Raw genomic sequence first — 19794 nt, 5'->3', positions numbered from 1 at the left:
ATGGACGTCGATCTGCGCAAGCTTCGCTACTTCCTCGCGGTCGCCGAGGAACTCCACTTCGGACGGGCCGCGGAGCGCCTGCACATCACCCAACCCGTGCTCTCCCGCCAGATCCGGGTGCTCGAAAGCGAGCTGGGCGTGGACGTGTTCATGCGCGACCGCCGCAGCACCGTGCTCACACCGGCAGGCGAACAACTCGTCCACGACGCCGGGCCCCTGCTGGCGAGCGCGGACGCACTGCTGCGGCGGGTACGCGCCGCGGGCGAGAGCGTCACCCGCTTCACGATCGGGTTCATGCCGGGAATCACGCTGACTCCCGTCGTTCGCCTGCTGCGCGAGCGCCACCCCGGGCTGGACGTGCGGATGTTGCGCACCGGCTGGCACGACCAGGTGGAGGTGCTCCACGACGCCCGTGCGGATGTCGGCATTGTCCGGTTGCCCATCGACCCGGCAGGCCTGGAGATCAGGCCGCTCTACACCGAACCGCGCCTCGTCATGGTGGCCTCGTCCCATCGCCTCGCCGGCAAGGAAACCGTACGAGTCGCCGACCTGGCGGCCGATCACCTCCTGCAGGACCCCGACGCCGTCCCCGAATGGCGCGATATCGCGGTGGAACTGCGAACCGGTGAGCGCCGCCCGGTGCCGGCGATCCACAGCGTCGAGGAGAAACTCGAACTCGTCGCCGGCGGACAAGGGATCGCCGTGATCCCGGCGTCCACCGCGAACTTCTACACCAGACCCGGCATCGAGGCGATCCCGGTCGAAGACCTCGGCCCCAACCATGTCGCGGCGGCCTGGCCCACGGGGCGAACCACCGGCCTGGTCCAGGAGTTCATCGACGCCGCCACCGCCCTGCTGCCCGAACAAGAGGCCCGCGCGAGCCGCCTCGCCTGATTGAAGCTTGGCGCTATTTCTCCGAGGCCTGGCTGCATCATCAGCTCACGGCATTTCACTGAGCTGGATCCCTGCCTTGTGGCCAGTGCGGGCGGTTCCGGGACGGCCTGTCGGCGTTCGGCCTGAGCTCCCCAGCCGTGTACAGATAACAGATGAATGTCCCAGCGAGGTCGCGGGCAAGAGCACGGCCACGCATTCTGGTTGAGATCGTCGGGCTGGCCAGAGACACTCGCACGATGAGTGGTGGCGCGTTGCCTGGATGGGCCGAACGACGTTGGGATGGGCCGTGGTACCGGGTTCGCGCGGACGCCTTCGAGGCATCGTTCCTACCCGGTCCGGACGAGGACCTGGGTGCGGTGTGCAACGTCGATGTCTTCGTGCACCTCGATGACGGCTCCCGGTGGAGCGCGACTGTCTTCACGGTCGCCGAGGTCGAACGCTTGATGGCAACGTGGGCGGGAAGCGATGAGGCTCTGGGTGGCCGTTACTTCTGGGTCTCGGACGGCCTGATCGTCCGGGAGCCCGGCATCGACGCCATGACTCAGGTGATTGCCGGGCTAATCGGTAACGGCGAGTTTCCCGAAGTCTTCAAGCGAGTTGACGGCGACTGACCGGGCCCTCGGTCGCCGTCACGAGGTGGCCGGTCAGGTCACTTCGCCACTACCGCGGTCATCGCGATCAGCACCACACTCATGAACGGATGACGTGCTCCCCGCCTACTGCGCGAGTCCGGCAATCTGATGTCTCATGAGACGTCAGGAAGTCCGGAGAACGACGGATGGAGCGGGCGTCCTGCCGGTACGGCGGCACCGAGAAGTGTTCCTGGAGCGCACGGCGACTCGCCAACGACTTGGATTCCGGTGTCGCCGTCGGATACCGGTCGCTGCGCGCACCTGAAAAGTACTCAGGCGACATGGGCGAACCGCAGTGCCCTCAACCGTTCTCGCAGGCCTTCGCCTTGAACTCCGCTACGGACACGGTGACTTCGGATTCGTCGCCGTTGCCCGAGACGTGGTCGTAGCGGACCGTTCCCGGGGTGAGCCGGTCTCGGTCGGCCAGAGTGAAGGAGACGCTGCTCGATGACCACGAACTGTCCTCGGTCCAGCCGTAGAGGGCATAGGTGGCCTTGGCGGTGAGCGGTTCGAGGGAGTGGGTCGCGGTCCATCCAGCGGAAGGAGAATCGAGGGTCCAGGTGGCGAGACCGGCGGTGAGGGAGGGGTCGGCGCTCCATGAACCGACCGTCACCTCGCTGTCGGCGTCGCTGCTGTCCACGTAGAGGGTCGCGCCATCGATCCGGTGCCCGCAGACCATCATGACGCCGAGCAGCTGGCCGTCGCCGGTCACGGAGATACCGGCGACGGCATCGACCGGCACCGTGCACCCGGAGACTGCGGCCAGGGCCACGCCGGTGGCGAAAGCGGCGGCCGTGCGCCGGACTACCCGCCATGAAACGGTCGACTGCACTGTGCCCCCCACTGGCCGGGGCACTATTCGTGCCCCTGTGCACCGGATGTTAGGGACGACCCACGTCGAGCGGCAGCACCGCCCACCCACTTGTTGCGCTCTCGTTGTGGTCTCCAGCATCGTCACGAGCGCCGGCCATCCGTCATCGTGGACGGACTTGGCCAGGCGCGTACGGGCGAGTCCCCTGACCGCCAGGTCCTCAACGGCACGCGAGGTGGGACAGGCCAAGGTCGATACCGGCCTGAGCATCCGTCACGGGCAGGGCTTCGTCCGGGCCAGTCCCCCTGACCCGCACGGGTGCCGATGCGCCGCACCGGTCACGTCGGCCGCGCTGATCCTGTTCTTCGCCTTCTTCACCTGCTTCGCCTTCGACCCACTGGCCGCCGCCCCGGCCACCGGCATCAACGTCCTTGCCACCTATTTGGGCCGGCCACGGTCCCGATGTTCGGCCCGTACAACAGATGGCTTCCTGCCGAGTTCGCCGGGCCGCCGCCGCGTATCGAACGCTCGCCGCTGCCCCCGACCCTCAGTCGAGAGACGCGAGGTACTCCTGAACGCGCCCGAGCAGCCAGACCTCGCCGATCTTGTGCTTGATGTCGAAGAGATTCGCCGCGTGGATGTCCGGATCCCGGTCGCCCACCGCCTCCTCGACCACGATCGGCACGAATCCGTGCTGCATGGCGTCCAGCGCGGTGGCACGGACGCAGCCGCTCGTCGAGAGTCCGCCGATGAGGAGGGTGTCGATGCCGTTGGCGGTGAGGTGGGCGGCCAGTGCGGTGTCGAAGAAGGCGCTCGGGTACTGCTTCGTCACGGTCAGGTCGTGCGGCGCCGGGGCGAGGCCGTCGATGAACTCGCTGAAGGGGCTGCCTTCGGCGAATGCCCGTAGGACGGGCACCTTGCGGAGGAAGAGGCCGCCGTCACTGCCGTCCGCCCGCAACAGCACCCGTGTGATGATCACCGGGATCCCGGCCTGGCGCGCGTCGGCCAGGAGGGTCCTCATCGCATCGACCGACGGTTCGACGCCTGCGTAGAGCGGGCAGTCCGGGTCGACGTAGGCGCGGGCGGGGTCCACCAGGATCAGTGCCGGGGAAGTGCCGGGGGTGAGCTGCCCGTCGAACCCGGCTCGCTCGTAGTCCTCCTGCTGGGATCCGGTCATGGCGATGTCTTTCGTGAGGTGGCGGGCTCCGGACAGGTGTTTGTGACGGCGTCGGCGGTACGGGGTGCGCGCAGCGACGTGGGAAACGCGAGGCAGACGACTCCTCCGACCACGGCGATGCCGGTGAGGACGAAGCCTGTGGCGCGGATGTTGGCGACGAAGCGGTTCAACTCCCCCGACGCGAGCACGTTCAGGGTGTTGAGTGTTCCGTCGTAGGCGGCCTGGCGGGCCTGTTCGTTCAGTCCTGTCGTCGTGAACGCGAGCGCGAGGGCCGTACTCAGCAGGTAGCCCACGTTCTGGGTGGTCGAGCGGAGGCCGTTGGCCGTCCCGCGTCGGTCCGGCGGCACACTGAGCATGAGCGCGCTCGTGCTGGGCGTCATGAACAGCCCGGTGCCGGCCCCGACGAGGAAGAGGAACGGGGCCACCGCCCGGAACGGCACAGTCGTCGTCGAGAGTGTCAGCGAGAAGCCCAGCAGCCCGCACGCCGTCATGGCCATGCCTGCCGTGGTCAACGCTCGCGGAGTGAAGCGGTCGAACAGCGAACCGGCGGCGGCCGAGGTGATCAGCGTGCCTGCCGCGACCGGTGTCACCAGCACCCCCGCTTCCAGGGACGTGGCGCCGCCGACCGCCTGCTCGTGCAACGACGCAAGGAGTACGACGGCGTAGGTGCCGACCGCGTTGGCGAGCACGGCCGCGAGGACGAGGGCGATGGCGCGGTTGCGCAGCAGCGCCACGTCGACCAGGGGGTGGGACCGCCGTGTCTGGACGACGACGAAGGCCGTGCACAGCGCGACGGTCGCACCGCCGCAGGCCCACGGCAGCCAGTCGGCGACGGTGGCCGTGACGCCGGGTGTCAGGGTGAGGACCAGCGCGGTCAGCATCGCCGTGGACAGCAGCGCGCCGGGCAGGTCGAACGGTTCACGGACCCCGCCGGTCCGCGGGGCGATGCTGCCCGCGCTCGCCGGAACGGCCAGTGCCGATGCGCCAATGGCGATCAGTCCGATCGGCACGCAGACGACGAACAGCCCACGCCAGCCGAGCAGTTCGGTCGCCGCGCCACCGACGACCGGCCCGGCGACCTGTGCCGTCGCGGCCACCGTGACGTTCCAGCCGAGGGCCCGGCCCAATGTCCGCGCGGGAAACACGTCGGTCAGCAGGGCCGTGTTGTTGGTGATCACGGCGGCGGCGCCGACGGCCTGCACGACCCGCGCCGCGATCAGGAATCCCGCCGACGGGGAAAGGGCCGCGAGCCCGGTCCCGGTGGTGAGGACGACGAGCCCGGCGAGATACAGGCTGCGGCGGCCGACGATGTCGGCGATCCGGCCGAAGACGAGGATCAGTGCGGTCGTGACCAGCATGTAGCCGAGCAGGATCCAGTCGGCCTGCCCGGGGGCCGCCCCCAACTCCCGGGTGATCGTGGGCAGCGCGACGGCGAGGCCGCTCATGTTCAGGAACACGGCGACCACGCCGACCGCCGTGGCGGCGAACACCCGCCACGGACTGCGACCGACGGTCACGACCGCACGCCCGGACCGTCCAGTGCGACGGTCACCCGGCCAGCGACCGCGACTTCATCAGCGGCTGGATACGCGTACCGAAGTTCTCCAGGCCTTCGAGGAAGTCGTCGAAGACGAGCATGATGCCCTTGGTGCCGTCGACCTCGGCGACCTCGTCGAGCAGTTTCGCGACGGTCTCGTACGACCCGACCAGCGTGCCCATGTTGAAGTTGACCGCGCCCTCGGGCAGCGCGATGGTCCGGGCGGTCGAGGTGCCGTCGGAGGTCGTGTCCGTGGCGGTCTCCCCCGCCATGTACGCCAGCGCCGCGTGGTCCGCGTTGTCGTGGTAGTCCTGCCACTTGGCGTGGGCGGCTTCGTCGGTCTCGTCGGCGATGACCATGAAGAGCGAGAGTGCGCCGACGTCACGGCCGGTCTTCCGCGCCTCGTCGACGAGGGTGGCCGTGGTGTCCGAGAGCGCGAGCGGGGTGTTGACTCCGCTGCCGAGGATGAAGTTGAACTGGGCGTGCTCGGCGGCGAACTTCATGCCGGTGTTGCTCTGGCCGGCGGCGACGATGTCGATGTGCCCGTCCGTCGGGCGCGGTGACAGCACGCAGTCGTCCATCTCGTAGAACTGGCCCTTGAAGTTGCTGACGCCCTCGCTCCACAGCTCCTTCATCACGGTGACGTACTCGGCGGCGCGGGCATAGCGGTTGCCGAAGTGTTCGTCGCCGGGCCACAGGCCCATCTGGGAGTACTCGCCGGGTGCCCAGCCGGTGACGATGTTGATGCCGAAGCGGCCGGGGGCGATCGAGTCGATCGTCGAGGCCATGCGCGCGACGATGGCGGGCTCCAGCGCGAGGATGGGTGTGGAGGCGTACAGCTTGATCCGCTCGGTCACCGCGGCCAGGCCTGCCATCAGCGTGAACGACTCCAGGTTGTGGTCCCAGAACTCGGTCTCGCCGCCGAATCCCTTGAGCTTGATCATCGACAGCGCGAAGTCGAGCCCGTGCTCCTCGGCCTTCTGCACGATGGCCTTGTTCAGCTCGAAGCTCGGCAGGTACTGGGGCGCGCTCTTCGATATGAGCCAGCCGTTGTTGCCGATGGGGATGAATACGCCGATGTCCATGCCGCTCCTCGTTGGCGGGTGGGGTGGATCTGACGGGGTGACAACGCGCGTACGTGATCAGAGAGTTCCAGGAGTTCCGGGCTGACTTCGAATGTATTCGTCGATCATTGCCGACCCCCTCCCGATCTGTGAACGCCGCGCTACACGGCGGCACGGTCCTCGGGCAGCAAGCTCCAGTACTCGTGCCGGGCGAACTCGCGACGCCACGCAGTGTCACCGATCATGATCCCACTGTGACCGACCGGTAACTCGGCTTGGATTTACGCCAGTTGAGCATGTGTCGGCTGCCGAAGTCACTGGTGAGAATCATGCGAAGCAATACGTGACGCGAGGCTGGAACGGTAAAGTCCACTACATGAACGCGCGTCTGGCTCTCCTCCGCACTGTGGACCCCGGCGTGGCGGAGAGCGAGGTCTTCCGGCTGGCGCTCCAGCACGCCGTGGGCGAGCTGGGTGCCCTCGGGGGAACGATTCACCTTCGCGGCCCCATGTCCGCGCTGCGGCTGGTGTCGTCGACCGGTCTGCCTCCCGCGCTCGCCCGTTCCTGGGAGATCATCGACCAGGTGGGCCCGTCGGCCCAGGCCCAGGCCCTGCACGAGGGGCGCGGCGTGTGGGTGCCGCTGACGCCCCCATCCACCGACGCGTCGGACTCGGAAGTCGTCTGGCCCGGCACCGGCCTGGCCGCCCTGCCTCTGTTCGGCGGCGACCGCAGCATCGGCGCGCTCACGGTCCTGGCGGGCGACCAGGGCGAACCCACCTCGCGGCAGTGGGACTTCCTCCAGGAGCTGATCACCTGGACCGAGGAACGCATGAGCCAGGCCTCGCCGCCCTCCACACCCTCCCGGACAGAGCTCAGCAACGACCGCGACCGCCTGCGGCAGGCCTTGAAGGAGGTCAGCGTCGGCTCCTGGGACTGGGACATCCAGGGCGGCGAGCTGCTGTGGGACGAGGCGGCCATGGAGCTGTACGGCTTCAGGCCGGAGGACTACACCGCCCGGGTCGAGAACTGGATGGTGTGCGTCCACCCCGACGACCTGGCGCCGACGCTGGACGCGGTGGACCGGGCGATCCGCGACCACGACGTGTTCGAGGCCGAGTACCGGGTACGACGCCTGGACGGCACGTACGGCTGGACGCAGGCGCGCGGCCGGGCGACGTATCACGAGAACGGCGAGCCCAACCGGATGATCGGTCTGGGCTGGGAGAGCAACGAGTCCCGTTCCGCCCGGGACGCGCTCGGCCGCGCCCTGCGCCACATGAGCGACGGGTTCCTGGCGGTGGACGACGAGTGGCGGATCACCTTCGCCAACCTGGAGGCGGAACGCACACTGGGCTTCTCCGAGGAGGAGCTGTTCGGACGTCTGCTGTGGGAGCTGCCCGCCACCCGGGAGGCGCCCGGCATGGAGAGCCGCTGCCGGGAGGCCGCGGCCGAGGAGAAGTCCGTCGGTTTCGACGTGCGGATGGGGGACACCGGCCGTCGCCACCACGTGCGACTGGTGCCGGGCCCCGACGGCCGCACCCTCTACTTCACCGACGTCACCGAGAAGCGGCAGCACGAGGAGGAGCGCCGGGCGTCCGAGCTGGCGGCGGCCCGACGCGCGGTCCGGATGGGCGAGTTGACGGCCGCGCTCGCCAAGGCGACGACCTCGCAGGATGTGGTGGCCGCGGTGGCCCGCCGGGTGCTGCCGCCGTTCGCCGCCACCGGACTCCTGGTACAGGCCGTCGAGAGCGACCGGCTGCACACCGTGGGAGCGGACGGCTACCCGGACGACTTCCTGACCACGGTCAACGGCCGTGCCCGAACGCCCGGTGAGCCGTCCTGGGACGTGATCGAGTCCGGTCTGCCGATGTTCCTCTCCTCGGCCGAGGAGTACACGGACCACTATCCCGAGCTGGCCGGCAGACCGGCCCGGGCCGGCAAACAGGCGTGGGCGTTCCTTCCGCTGACCGCGTCCGGCCACACCTTCGGCGTCTGCGTCGTGGCCTTCGACCGCCCCCGTCGGCTCTCCGACGAGGAACGCACCCTGCTGACCACCATCAGCGCCCTCGTCGCCCAGGCACTGGAGCGGGCCCGGCTCTACGACGCCGAGCACACCCGGTCCCGCGAACTCCAGCGCAGTCTGCTCCCCCGGGCCCTGCCCGACCTGCCGGCGTGCACCGCGGCGGCCCGCTACCTTCCCGCGGGCCAGGGCATGGACGTGGGCGGCGACTGGTACGACATCATCCCGCTCTCGGGCGGCCAGGTGGCCCTGGTGGTGGGAGACGTCATGGGTCACGGTCTGCCGGAGGCGGCGACGATGGGCCGGCTGCGCACCGCGCTCCACACGCTCGCCGACCTGGAGCTGCCGCCCGACGAGATCATGAGCCACCTGAACGACCTCGTCGCCGGCATGGGCGAGGAGTCGTACGTGACGTGTCTGTACGCGCTCTACGACTCCACGACCCAGATCTGTTCCATCGCCGGGGCCGGTCATCCGCCACCGGCCGTGGTCCACCCGGACGGCTCGGTGCACTTCCCGGAACTGTCGGCCGACCCGCCCCTCGGCGCGGCGGAACCGCCGTTCGAGACGGTCGAGTTGAAGGTGCCGGAGGGAAGTCTGCTGGTGCTGTACACCGACGGCCTGGTGGAGTCGTCGAAGCGTGAGATGGACGAGGGCATGGCGGACCTGGCCCGCCTCCTGAGTGCGGCGCACAGGACCGAGTCCGGCGCTGAAGCGGACCTGGAGCAGCTCTGCGACACCCTCACCGCGGGCCTGCTCCCCGCCGAACACCCGACGGCCGACGACGCCGCCCTCCTCGTCGCCCGGCTCCACGCCCTGACCAGCGACAGAATGGCCTCCTGGCCGCTGCCGAAGGATCCACGAGCGGCCGGCCAGGCCCGCCGCCACGTCCGGGAGCAGTTGCGCACCTGGGGTCTGGAGGACCTGACCTCGACCACGGAACTCCTGGCCAGCGAGCTGGTCGGCAACGTCGTACGCCATGCAAAGGGCCCTGTCAGCCTGCGCCTCCTGCACGGCGCCGAGCTGATCTGCGAGGTCTTCGACGGCAGCCTGACGATGCCGCGTATCCGCCGCGCGACGGACATGGACGAAGGCGGGCGCGGCCTGCAACTGGTCACCGCCCTGTCCCAGCGCTGGGGCACGCGCTATACGCCGACGGGCAAATGCATCTGGACGGAGCAGGCACTCCTCACCCCCGGGAGCCAGCAGGAACTGCCCTCCGACTCCTTGGAGTTGATGTTCCCGACCGCGGTGGACTTCACCGGGGACCTCGACCTGCTGCCGTTCGGGGACGAGGACTGACGCAACGCCGGGGACAGTGGCTGGACTACCGAAGACAGCCTCTGACTGGAGGAGCGGGCGGCGACCTCTGTTGATCACTTTGCGTGCGGGAGACCGGGTGACGTCACGCGAAGAAGGCATGCAGGTCGGGCGACGGCAAGTGAGGAGTGCGACGCTCCCGAAGATCACGCCGTTGCCGGCGCCGCCCCGGTGACCCGGCCCTGCTGACGATCCACCTCGGTCCGAACGTTACGGATACGTTCCGGGCTCTTGACGACTGTCGTATGACTGCGTAGACATGACAGCGCAGTCAGACAAACGGCGTCTGACAGTATTGGTGCTCGATCGTGCGGCCACCGGGAGACGTCATGGCGCGAGGGACAGGACGGGACGGGAGTTCCGGCGCGCCGCGCAGTGTGGACGTGGCCCGGTTGGCCGGGGTCTCGCAGAAAACGGTGTCGCGGGTCTTCAACGACGAGCCGTATGTCTCCACCGAGGTGCGCGGACGTGTCCTCGAAGCCGCCGAACAGCTCGGCTACCGGCGCAACAACGCCGCCCGGGCGCTGGCTTCCGGACGAACCCGGTCGATCGGCGTGGTGACGCTGGGAACGGCCCTGTACGGTCCCGCCTCGCTGCTCATGGGCGTGGAGCGGGTCGTCCGGGACACGGGCTACGCGCTCCGGGTGGTCAACACGATGGAAGGCGACCCCGCGGGGGTCGCCGGCGCCGTCGGCTCACTCCTCGACCAGGGCGTGGACGGCATCGTCATCTCCGAGCCGATCGAGGAGGAAGGGAGCGAAGGAGACCTGTCCATCCATATCGGCGTGCCGGTCCTGGTCCTCGGCGCGCCACCGCCCTTCAGCGCCTCCACCGTACTGACGGGGGCGGGCGGAGCCGACCTGATGGCCCGGGCGGCCGTCGACCATCTGCTGGACCTCGGGCATCCGACGGTCCATCACCTCGCAGGTCCTCAGCGGTGGCACGCCGCCAAGGACCGTCTTGAGGGATGGCGGGCAGCCCTGGCCGCACGCCGCAGGGACGAACCGCCGGTCGTCGAAGGCGACTGGTCGGCCGCCTCCGGCTACGCCGCGGGCCGGGAACTGGCCGCCGACCCCGACGTGACGGCGGTGTTCGCCGCCAACGACGACATGGCCATCGGCCTGATCCGGGCTCTGACGGAAGCCGGCCGGCGGGTGCCCGAGGACATCAGCGTCGTCGGATTCGACGACATCCCCGTCGCCGCCTACGTGACTCCTCCGCTGACCACGGTGCGGCAGCCGTTCGACACCGTGGCGCAGGAGGGCCTCAAGCGACTCGTGCACGCCATCGAGAACCCCAAGGCGGAGGCTCTGCCGGCGAGCGACCCACCGGTCGACCTCGTCGTCCGCGCCTCGACCCAGCCTCCACCGCCCCGGACACCCCCGGGCAGTCGGCTACGTACCGCCTCCCGATCCCGTGAAGGCACACAGAGCGCCCCGCTTCCGAAGGGAGGCCCGTCCACTCGCCGTTGATACAGCGCCGACCAGCCCGTCCGCCGAGCCGGACCCGGTGTGTGATCCCAGGGACGAGTAGCCGTACCGACACCCTGTCCGGCTTCGTCGATCCCGACCGGCCCCTCCGCCGCGGATGATCCCGCGGTACCGGCAGAACGCGAACTCCGTTTCACCCAGCGGCTCTTGAGCCGCTCCGACTCCGCACGCTCCGGCTGTCCCCGCACACACGTGTGTGCCGCACACCGGCCGCGCAGCCGCACTCCCCGAACCCGTCGGCTTCGACGTCCAGATCGTCGCGCCCACACCTTCCCTTCGTCATCCCCTTTCCGCACGCCCTCCCCCGGCGTGCCGGCCCCTTCGCCATCGGCGGGAGTTCACCATGCCCATATCCGGCTCCTCCTCCATGAACCGTCGCCTCTTCCTCACCACGACGGGAGCGCTGTCGCTGAGTGCCACGCTGTCCGCCTGCGGCGGCGGCAGCGGCGGCACCGGCGGATCCTCCGCCAAGCCGGTCAGCCAGGCCGACATCGACAAGGCGATGAAGACGCCGACCCAACTGACGTTCTGGACCTGGGTCCCGAACATCGACAAGGAGGTCGCGCTCTTCGAGAAGAAGTACCCGGCCGTCAAGGTGAAGGTCGTCAACGCCGGTCAGGGCACGCCCCAGTACACCAAGCTGCGCACCGCGCTCAAGGCCAACAGCGGCGCCCCGGACATGGTGCAGATCGAGTTCCAGGCGATCCCGACGTTCACCATCACCGACAGCCTGCTCGACCTCCGCCCCTACGGCGCATCCGCGCTCAAGTCGACGTTCGTGGACTGGACTTGGGGCCAGGTCAGCGGCAGCGGCGGTGAGATCTGGGCGATCCCGCAGGACACCGGCCCGATGGGCATGCTGTACCGCAAGGACATCTTCGACCGGCACGGCATCCAGGTCCCCACCACCTGGGACGAGTTCGCAGCCGCCGCCCGGAAGCTGCACAAGGCCGACCCGGACGTCTACCTCACCAACCTCGCCGCCAACCAAGTCGCCGCCTGGCACGGCCTGTTGTGGCAGGCGGGCGCCAAGCCGTACGTCACCTCCGGCAAGAGCGACATCACCGTCAGCGTCGACGACGCGGTCTCCCAGAAGCTCGGCGAGTACTGGGGCACCCTCGCCAAGGACGGTGTGATCGGCGTGGAACCCGACTTCACCGACGCCTGGTACGCGGCCCTGAACAAGGGCAAGTACGCGACTTGGCTGACCGGCGCCTGGGGTCCGGCCTTCCTCTCCGGCTCGGCAAAGGCCACCTCCGGCAAGTGGCGCGCGGCCCCGCTCCCGCAGTGGGACGCCGCCAAGCCCAGCTCGGGAAACTGGGGCGGCTCCACCACCGCGGTCATCCGCTCCACCAAGAACCCCATCCAGGCAGCGGTGTTCGCCCAGTTCCTCAACAGCGACCCCACCAGCGCCAAGATGTTCGCCACCGAGCAGTTCTTCTTCCCGGCGACCAAGACCCTGCTCTCCGAGGCGAGTTTCCTCGCCGACGCCCCCGCCTTCTACGGCGGCCAGAAGGTCAACCAGGTCTTCGCCGACATCAGCGCCCAGGTCGACCCCGCCTTCCAATGGCCGCCGTTCCTCGACCGGGTGGCCACGGACTGGACCGAGACGGTCGGCAAGTCCCTCGCGGACAAGACCGACACCGTCCGCGCGCTCGGCTCCTGGCAGTCGCGCATCACGACCTTCGCCAAGAGCCAGGGCTTCACGGTCAAGGGGGGCTGATCATGGCCACCACCACTACGGCCGTAGCTCGCAGGCGGCACGGCACGGCAGGCGTCCTGTTCATCGCCCCGTTCATGGCGTTGTTCCTGCTGCTCTTCCTGGCTCCGCTCGGTTACGCCGCCTATCTGAGCCTCTTCCAGGAACGCCTCATCGGCGGCTCGACGTTCGTCGGCCTCGACAACTACGTGACCGCCCTGAAGGATCCCCAACTCCTCAAGGGCATAGGCCGGGTGGCCCTGTTCTTCGTCATCCAGGTCCCCGTGATGCTGCTGCTCGCCCTGGCCTTCGCACTCGCCCTGGACAGCGGCCTGCTGCGCCTGACCCGGGTGATCCGCCTCGGCATCTTCGTGCCGTACGCCGTCCCCAGCGTGATCGCCACCCTGATGTGGGGCTACCTCTACGGCCCCGACTTCGGCCCCTTCGCCCAGATCAGCCACGACCTCCACCTGCCGGCCCCGCACTTCCTCACCGACAGCTGGATGCTCGGCAGTCTCGCGAACATCGTCACCTGGGAGTTCGTCGGCTACAACATGATCATCCTGTACGCCGCGCTGCGCACCATCCCCGGCGAGCTGTACGAGGCCGCGGCCGTGGACGGGGCCGGTGCCTGGCGGATCGCCCGGTCCATCAAACTCCCCGCGCTGCGCCCGGCGTTGACCCTCACCCTGCTGTTCTCGGTGATCGGCAGCTTCCAGCTCTTCAACGAGCCGAGCCTGTTGATGAAGGTCGCCCCGGACGTCATCAGCAGTTCCTACACCGCCAACCTCTACGCCTACTCCGTCGCCTTCATCAGCCAGCAGACCAACTACGCGGCCACGGTGTCCTTCATCCTCGGGCTGGTCATCGTGATCGTGTCGTACGCCTTCCTGCTCACCGCGAACCGCAGGAGGACCGCATGACCACCGTGACACCCGCTGTCTCAAGTGCCGCTACAGGAAAGCGAGTTGCCGCCGAGGTGCGCCCGCCGCGCCGTTCGTCGGCGCACCGCCGCAGCACTCCGCTGACCATCGCGATGCTGGCCGTCCTCGCCTACTTCCTGCTGCCCCTGTTCTGGCTGCTGGTCGCCTCCACCAAGAGCACCCAGGACCTGTTCAACAGCTTCGGCCTGTGGTTCTCGCACGCCCCGCAACTCCTGTCGAACGTCAAGGCCACGTTCACCCAGGACGACGGCGTCTTCGGCCGCTGGCTGCTCAACACGGTCCTGTACGCGGGTGTCAGCGCGGTCGGCGCCGCGTTGCTTGCGGCAGCCGCCGGGTACGGATTCGCCAAGTACCGCTTCCGCGGCCACGGCGCGGCCTTCAACCTCGTCCTCGGCGCCATCATGATCCCGACCACCGCGCTGGCGATCCCCACCTACCTGCTCTTCGCCAAGGCGGGCCTGGTCAACACCCCTTGGGCCGTCATCCTGCCGTCCCTCATCAGCCCCTTCGGCCTCTACCTCATGCGGATCTACGCCGAGGACGCCGTCCCCGACAGCCTCATCGAGGCCGCCCGCATGGACGGCGCCGGAGAACTCCGGATCTTCACCACCATCGCGCTACGGCTCCTCGCCCCCGGCCTGGTGACGGTCATCCTGTTCACGCTCGTCGCCACCTGGAACAACTACTTCCTGCCGCTGATCATGCTCAACGACCCGGATCTGTACCCCATCACGGTCGGGCTCTCCTCCTGGGCCGCCCAGGCGCAGAACGGCGGCGCCGGAGCCAGCAGCGACATGCTCGCCCTCGTCGTGACCGGCTCCCTGATCTCGATCATCCCGCTCGTCCTGGCCTTCCTCCTGCTCCAGCGGTACTGGCAGAGCGGCCTGGCCACCGGCGGCGTCAAGCAGTAACACCCTCGCCCCCTTGCTCAACTTCCCCTGCTCTCCGGAGGTTTGTCCATGGCGGACCTGCCCGCCCGCGTCCTCTTCGGTGCCGCGTACTACCACGAGTACCGGCCGCCCTACGGCACCGAACGCCCCGACGAGCGCCTCAAGACCGACCTCGACCTCATGGCCGACGCGCACTTCAGCGTCATTCGCGTCGGCGAGTCCGTCTGGTCGACCTGGGAACCCGAGAACGGCCGCTTCGAACTCGACTGGCTCCAGCCGGTGTTGGACGGCGCCCACGAACGCGGCATCTCCGTCGTCCTCGGCACCCCCACCTACGCCGTACCACCCTGGCTGGCCCGCCAGTACCCGGAGATCACCGGAGAGCGGCGCACCGGTGAGCGCATCGGCTGGGGCGCCCGCCAGGAGGTCGACTTCACCCACCCGGCCTTCCGGTTCCACGCTGAGCGGGTCATCCGCAAGATCGTCGCCCGGTACGCCGGCCATCCCGCGGTGATCGGATTCCAGGTCGACAACGAGCCCGGCAACGAACTCCTGCACAACCACGGGGTGTTCCAGCGCTTCGTCGATCACCTGCGCGAGAAGTACGGCGACGTCGAGACCCTCAACCGCGAGTGGGGCCTCGTGTATTGGTCGCACAAGCTGTCGACATGGGCCGACCTGTGGACCCCGGACGGCAACGTGCAGCCCCAATACGACGTCGCCTGGCGGGAGTTCCAGGCCCGCCAGTGCACCGAGTTCATCGGCTGGCAGGCCGACATCGTCCGCGAGTACGCCCGCCCCGAGCAGTTCGTCACCACCTGCATCTCCTACAAGCGGCCCGCGGTGGAGGACGACGAGCTGACCGACCGCCTCGACATCGCCACCGGCAACGCGTACTACGACATGCAGGACGGCCTGCTCCTGCCCGACCCCACGCCCGACGACCACCAGCAGCTCTGGAAGACCACCGGCGTCTGGGCGCTGTACCAGACCGCCGACTGGATGTTCTCCTCCCGCCAGGAGCCCTTCCTCGTCACCGAGACCAATGCCGGCTCCATAGGTATGCCGTGGGACAACCGTCCCGCCTACGACGGCCAGTGGCGGCAGGCCGCCTGGGCGCTCGTCGGCCGCGGGGCCCGCATGATCGAGTACTGGCACTGGCACACACTGCACTTCGGCGCCGAGACCTACTGGGGCGGCATCCTGCCCCACACCGGCCGGCCCGGCCGCACGTACGGCGAACTCGCCCGCCTGGGTACCGAGTTCGAAACCGCGGGCCCACTCGTCGCCGGACTCGAACCGGACGCCGACATCACGATGGTGTACTCGACGCCGAGCAAGTGGCTCATGCAGAAGTACCCACCACTCGCGACACCCCACGGCGAACCCGACCCCACCGCCTACCACCGCATCTTCGACCCGTTCTACCGGGGCGCCTTCGACGCCGGCCGCCAAGTGCGCATCGTCCACGCCCGCCAACTGCTCGACCCGCGCGGTGAACGGGACGGTCTGACACCCGAGGATGCCGTACGCCGTCACCCCGTTCTCGTCGTCCCCGCGTTGTACATCGCCGCCGACTCGCAACTCGACTGGCTCGCGGCGTACGCGGAAGCGGGCGGGCATCTGGTCCTCGGCCCGCGCACCGGCTACGCCGACCACGAGGCCAGGGCCCGGCACGAACCGGCCCCCGGGCGACTGGTGGAGGCGGCGGGTGTGCAGTACGACGAGTTCAGCAACGTCGCCGGCGACATCCCCGTGCGCACCTCGCCGGACAGCCCGTTGACGCTGTCGCCGGACGCGACGGCGACTCACTGGGTCGACGGCCTGACCGTCGTCGACGCCGAGGTGCTCGCCGCGTACGACCACCCGCACTTCGGCCGCTGGCCCGCGGTCACCACCCGCCGCCACGGCGCGGGCCGCGTCACCACCGTCGGCACCGTACCCGGCCGCGACCTCGCCCAGGCACTGGCCGCCTGGATGACACCGGCCTCCCGCAGCGCGTGGCGGGACCTCCCGGACTCCGTCACCGCGACGACCGGCACCTCCGCCGACGGCCGTCGCGTCCACATCGTCCACAACTGGAGCTGGGAGCCCGCAAGCGTCCCCGCCCCAGTGGACCTGTCCGACGCCCTGACGGGCGCCCCCGTCCTCGCGGGCAAGGTGCTGGAGCTCGGCGCCTGGGACGTACGCGTCCTTGTCGCCACCGACGCCAACCGATCGTGATCCATCTCCCCTGAGGAGGGGCCATGCAGAGAAGACGGCTTGGACGAGCCTTCACAACCTTTGCCGCTACATCCGCGATCCTCGCGATACCCATGGTCAGTGCCCAGGCCTACAACCCGACCGGCGGGACTCTCTACCAGCTCGGCAGCGAGGCGTGCCTGAAGGGGCGGGGCAACTGCGCGATCTACCCCAAGTCGGCGGAGCTGCCGAGCGGCCGGCTCGTCGCGTCCTTCGAGAAGTCGACGGTCGTGACGGCGTCGGGCAGCGCCGACGGACAGACACTGCCTGTCTACAAGAGCGACGACCACGGGACGACCTGGCAGGCGCTGTCGGAGGTCAAGGCTCCGGCGTATCTGTCCAGCGACCCCCAGTACGCGAAGTACACGAGCAACTGGACCAACCCGTATCTCTACACGCTCCCCCAGGACGTGGGGAACCTGAAGCAGGGCACGCTCCTCCTCGCCAGTGTCGTGTCGGGTGACGACGCCTACTACAAGGAGCACAAGGCGGCCGATCCGAGCTGGACGCCGACCAACGACGGCGACCGCAAGGACCTGGCGATCGCGCTGTACTCCAGTACCGACGACGGTGCGACGTGGAAGGTCGTCAACGTCATCGCGACCGGCGGCTGGCAGGGCGGCAGCGCCGGCGCGATCGGCCAGAACATCGCGGCCGCGAACACGAACCACCAGGTGGACCCCGTCTGGGAGCCGTACCTGATGGTCTACAAGGGCCAACTCGTCTGCTACTACTCCGACGAGAACGACTACACCGGCTTCGACGCGACCACCGGCGTCGCCACAACGGACCCCGCCAACGACACCGCCACAGACTCGCACGGCCAGATCCTGGCCCACCGGACCTGGGACGGCACGAGTGCCTCGTGGAGCTCCACCGTCGTCGACATCGCCGGGCTGAACCAGGACATGGGCGGCGGCAAGACGGAGATCGGCGGCGGCCGGCCCGGCATGGCGAACGTCGTCCGCACGGCGGACGGCAAGTGGATGCTGACCTTCGAATACTGGGGCGGAGGTGCCAACACCCGGTACGTGATCGCCGACAACCCGCTGAAGTTCTTCCTCAGCTCCGCCACCGGCACGGCCGTCACCTCACTGCCGGTCGACACCGGCTCGCACGCTCTCGCCACAGGCGGCAGCCCGGTCCTCATCAGGGAACCCGGCGGGCGCCTGGTCTACAACTCGGCGAGCAGCGGCGACGTCTGGGTCAACGACACCGGGCGCAGCGACGGTACGTGGAAGGAGTACCAGACGACCTCGGCGGCCGGCTACAGCCGCAACCTCCAGTACGTCACGAGTACCGGCCGCATCGTGATCCTCAACAACCAGGGCACGTCCACCCTCAAGTTCGCCGAGGTCGACCTCGGCCACTCCGACGGCGCCTACTACCAGTTGGTGAACCGCAAGACCGACCAGGTGATCGGGACCGGCAACAAGACCAACGACGCGAACATCGGCAACGCGGACGTGCCCGACGTCCGGCTGGAGGTCCCGGGTTCGGCGGCGAACGCCGACACCCAGTACTGGCACACGACGACCGAGCCGAACGGCGGCGTAAGCCTGCTGAACGAGTCGGGCGGCCGGGCGGCGGCCATCTGGACCGGCAGCGCGACCGCCGGCCAGAAGATCGGCCAGTGGGTCGACAACAGCAACACCGGCAGCTGGAACCTCGTCAAGACCAGCGACGGGTTCTACAGACTCCAGTCCGTCAAGAACACCAGCCTGTACCTGACCGGCGCGACCGCCGGAGCACAGCTGACCCTGCAGACCGCGCTCACGGACGGCTCACAGGACTGGGAACTCGTTCAGTAGGCGCTCCGGCCCGCGTTGTCGGCGGCACCCCGTACGAGGGCTCCCGGCGGCTTGGCTCCTCGTACGGGGTGGTCTCAGGTCGACGTGACCATGGCCGTGGGTCAGGCCAGGAGTTGACCATGCAGCCGACGCCGACCCGGTCGCCGACGGCGTGCCGGGTGACCTCGGAACCCGTCGGGTCAGGCGTCGATGTCGACGACGATCTTGGCGTGGGCCGAGCCGTCCTCGACGGCCGCGTGGGCCTGGGCGACCGTGTCCAGGGTGTAGCGGCGGGGGTCCAGCAGCGGCTTGAGCAGGCCCGCGTCGGCCAGGGCGGCGGCTTCGCGCAGGATCTCGCCGTGGTGTTCGCGGCCCTTGCCGGTGAGCATGGGCAGCAGGGTGAAGACCCCGGAGTAGGTGGCGCCGCGGAAGGAGAGCGGGGCCAGGCTGTGGCTGCCCCAGCCCAGGGCGCTCAGGACGTGGCCGGTGTAAGTGCGCACCGCGGCGAAGGAGTTGTCCAGGACGGTGCCTCCGACGGTGTCGAAGACGATGTCGAAGCCTTCGCCGCCGGTGTGGGCGGCGACGTACTCCTCCACCTCGGTGGTGGCGTAGTCGATCGCGGTGGCGCCGAGCCGGCGGACGGTCTCGGCGTCGGCGGCCGAGGCGGTGGCGAAGACCTCGGCGCCGCGGGCCCGGGCGATCTGCACCGCGACGTGGCCGATGCCGCCCGCGCCGCCGTGCACCAGGACCTTGTGCCCGGCGCCGACCTGGGCCCGGTCCACGAGTCCCTCCCATGCGGTGACGACCGACAGCGGCAGCGCCGCAGCCTGCCGCATGGTCAGCGCGGCGGGCTTGTGGGCGAGCAGGCGGGCGTCGGCGGCGGCGTACTGCGCCAGTGATCCCTGCAGGTCACCGACGCCACCGCTCAGCCCGTACACCTCGTCGCCGACGGCGAAGCCGGTCACCTGCGGTCCGACCTCCTCGACCGTGCCGGCCAGGTCCAGGCCCAGCACCGCGGGCAGGACAGCGCGGGCGTGTGCGGCCAGACCTGCGCGGATCTTGGTGTCCAAGGGGTTCACGCCGCTGGCGGCGATCCTGACCAGGACCTGGCCGGCGCCGGGCACCGGTGTGGGGATGTCGGCCAGTTCCAGTGGGGTGGCGAATTGTCTGAGCACGGCTGCGCGCATGGTCACTGTCTTTCGGTGGGTGGGGGTGGTGGCCGCCGTGATGAGGGGCGGTGGAGCTGGGGTTGGGTTCTCGTGGGGAGGTTGTGCCCTGCGTGGGC

14 protein-coding genes are annotated in these 19794 nt (G+C 69.2%); 9 read left to right on the top strand and 5 right to left on the bottom strand.

Annotated features, from left to right (window positions below; all coding sequences use genetic code 11):
• On the top strand, window positions 1-894 hold the full coding sequence (locus AB0I69_RS32915) for a LysR substrate-binding domain-containing protein (protein WP_363099394.1): 894 nt from the start codon (window positions 1-3) through the stop codon (window positions 892-894).
• Between the two features lie 236 nt (window positions 895-1130).
• Window positions 1131-1505 carry a hypothetical protein gene (locus AB0I69_RS32910; RefSeq protein ID WP_363099393.1) on the top strand — a complete coding sequence of 125 codons (375 nt, stop codon included), beginning with the start codon at window positions 1131-1133 and terminating at the stop codon, window positions 1503-1505.
• A 322-nt stretch (window positions 1506-1827) separates the two neighbouring features.
• On the opposite strand, the gene AB0I69_RS32905 is transcribed toward AB0I69_RS32910, so the two are convergent.
• From AB0I69_RS32905 to rutA, 4 genes are all read right to left on the bottom strand, one after another.
• Window positions 1828-2298, bottom strand: coding sequence for a hypothetical protein (locus tag AB0I69_RS32905; protein ID WP_363099488.1), 471 nt, complete (start codon window positions 2296-2298; stop codon window positions 1828-1830).
• Between the two features lie 586 nt (window positions 2299-2884).
• Window positions 2885-3514, bottom strand: a complete 630-nt coding sequence (locus tag AB0I69_RS32900) for an isochorismatase family protein (protein ID WP_363099392.1) — start codon at window positions 3512-3514, stop codon at window positions 2885-2887.
• Window positions 3511-5031 (bottom strand): MFS transporter, encoded by a 1521-nt coding sequence (locus tag AB0I69_RS32895; RefSeq protein WP_363099391.1) that lies wholly within the window; start codon window positions 5029-5031, stop codon window positions 3511-3513. The genes AB0I69_RS32900 and AB0I69_RS32895 overlap by 4 nt, the downstream gene beginning before the upstream one ends.
• A 31-nt stretch (window positions 5032-5062) precedes the next feature.
• On the bottom strand, window positions 5063-6136 hold the full coding sequence (rutA, locus tag AB0I69_RS32890) for a pyrimidine utilization protein A (RefSeq protein WP_363099390.1): 1074 nt from the start codon (window positions 6134-6136) through the stop codon (window positions 5063-5065).
• A gap of 355 nt (window positions 6137-6491) precedes the next feature.
• Between rutA and AB0I69_RS32885 the strand changes: the two genes are divergently transcribed.
• The 7 genes from AB0I69_RS32885 to AB0I69_RS32855 all read left to right on the top strand — a co-directional run bounded on the left by AB0I69_RS32885 (window position 6492) and on the right by AB0I69_RS32855 (window position 18530).
• Window positions 6492-9437 (top strand): SpoIIE family protein phosphatase, encoded by a 2946-nt coding sequence (locus AB0I69_RS32885; RefSeq protein WP_363099389.1) that lies wholly within the window; start codon window positions 6492-6494, stop codon window positions 9435-9437.
• 347 nt (window positions 9438-9784) lie between these two features.
• The gene (locus AB0I69_RS32880; RefSeq protein WP_363099388.1) at window positions 9785-10927 is read left to right on the top strand and encodes a LacI family DNA-binding transcriptional regulator; all 1143 of its coding nucleotides are present in this window, start codon (window positions 9785-9787) and stop codon (window positions 10925-10927) included.
• Window positions 10928-11288: 361 nt separating this feature from the next.
• Entirely contained in the window at window positions 11289-12668 is a 1380-nt protein-coding gene (locus tag AB0I69_RS32875; protein ID WP_363099387.1) for a sugar ABC transporter substrate-binding protein, read from the top strand.
• A gap of 2 nt (window positions 12669-12670) precedes the next feature.
• On the top strand, window positions 12671-13567 hold the full coding sequence (locus AB0I69_RS32870) for a sugar ABC transporter permease (RefSeq protein WP_363099386.1): 897 nt from the start codon (window positions 12671-12673) through the stop codon (window positions 13565-13567).
• Window positions 13564-14499 (top strand): carbohydrate ABC transporter permease, encoded by a 936-nt coding sequence (locus AB0I69_RS32865; RefSeq protein WP_363099385.1) that lies wholly within the window; start codon window positions 13564-13566, stop codon window positions 14497-14499. The genes AB0I69_RS32870 and AB0I69_RS32865 overlap by 4 nt, the downstream gene beginning before the upstream one ends.
• 48 nt (window positions 14500-14547) lie before the next feature.
• Window positions 14548-16701: a beta-galactosidase gene (locus AB0I69_RS32860; protein WP_363099384.1), complete on the top strand. Its 2154-nt coding sequence runs from the start codon at window positions 14548-14550 to the stop codon at window positions 16699-16701.
• A 23-nt stretch (window positions 16702-16724) separates the two neighbouring features.
• Window positions 16725-18530 (top strand): RICIN domain-containing protein, encoded by a 1806-nt coding sequence (locus AB0I69_RS32855; RefSeq protein ID WP_363099383.1) that lies wholly within the window; start codon window positions 16725-16727, stop codon window positions 18528-18530.
• A gap of 179 nt (window positions 18531-18709) precedes the next feature.
• Here AB0I69_RS32855 and AB0I69_RS32850 read toward each other — a convergent pair whose 3' ends face one another.
• Window positions 18710-19696 (bottom strand): zinc-dependent alcohol dehydrogenase family protein, encoded by a 987-nt coding sequence (locus tag AB0I69_RS32850; RefSeq protein WP_363099382.1) that lies wholly within the window; start codon window positions 19694-19696, stop codon window positions 18710-18712.
• Window positions 19697-19794: the final 98 nt, after the last annotated feature.

The sequence above is a fragment of the Streptomyces sp. NPDC050508 genome (assembly GCF_040655155.1).
In the GTDB taxonomy this organism is placed as follows: Bacteria; Actinomycetota; Actinomycetes; order Streptomycetales; family Streptomycetaceae; genus Streptomyces.
This window is presented reverse-complemented; position numbering and strand designations above follow the sequence as displayed.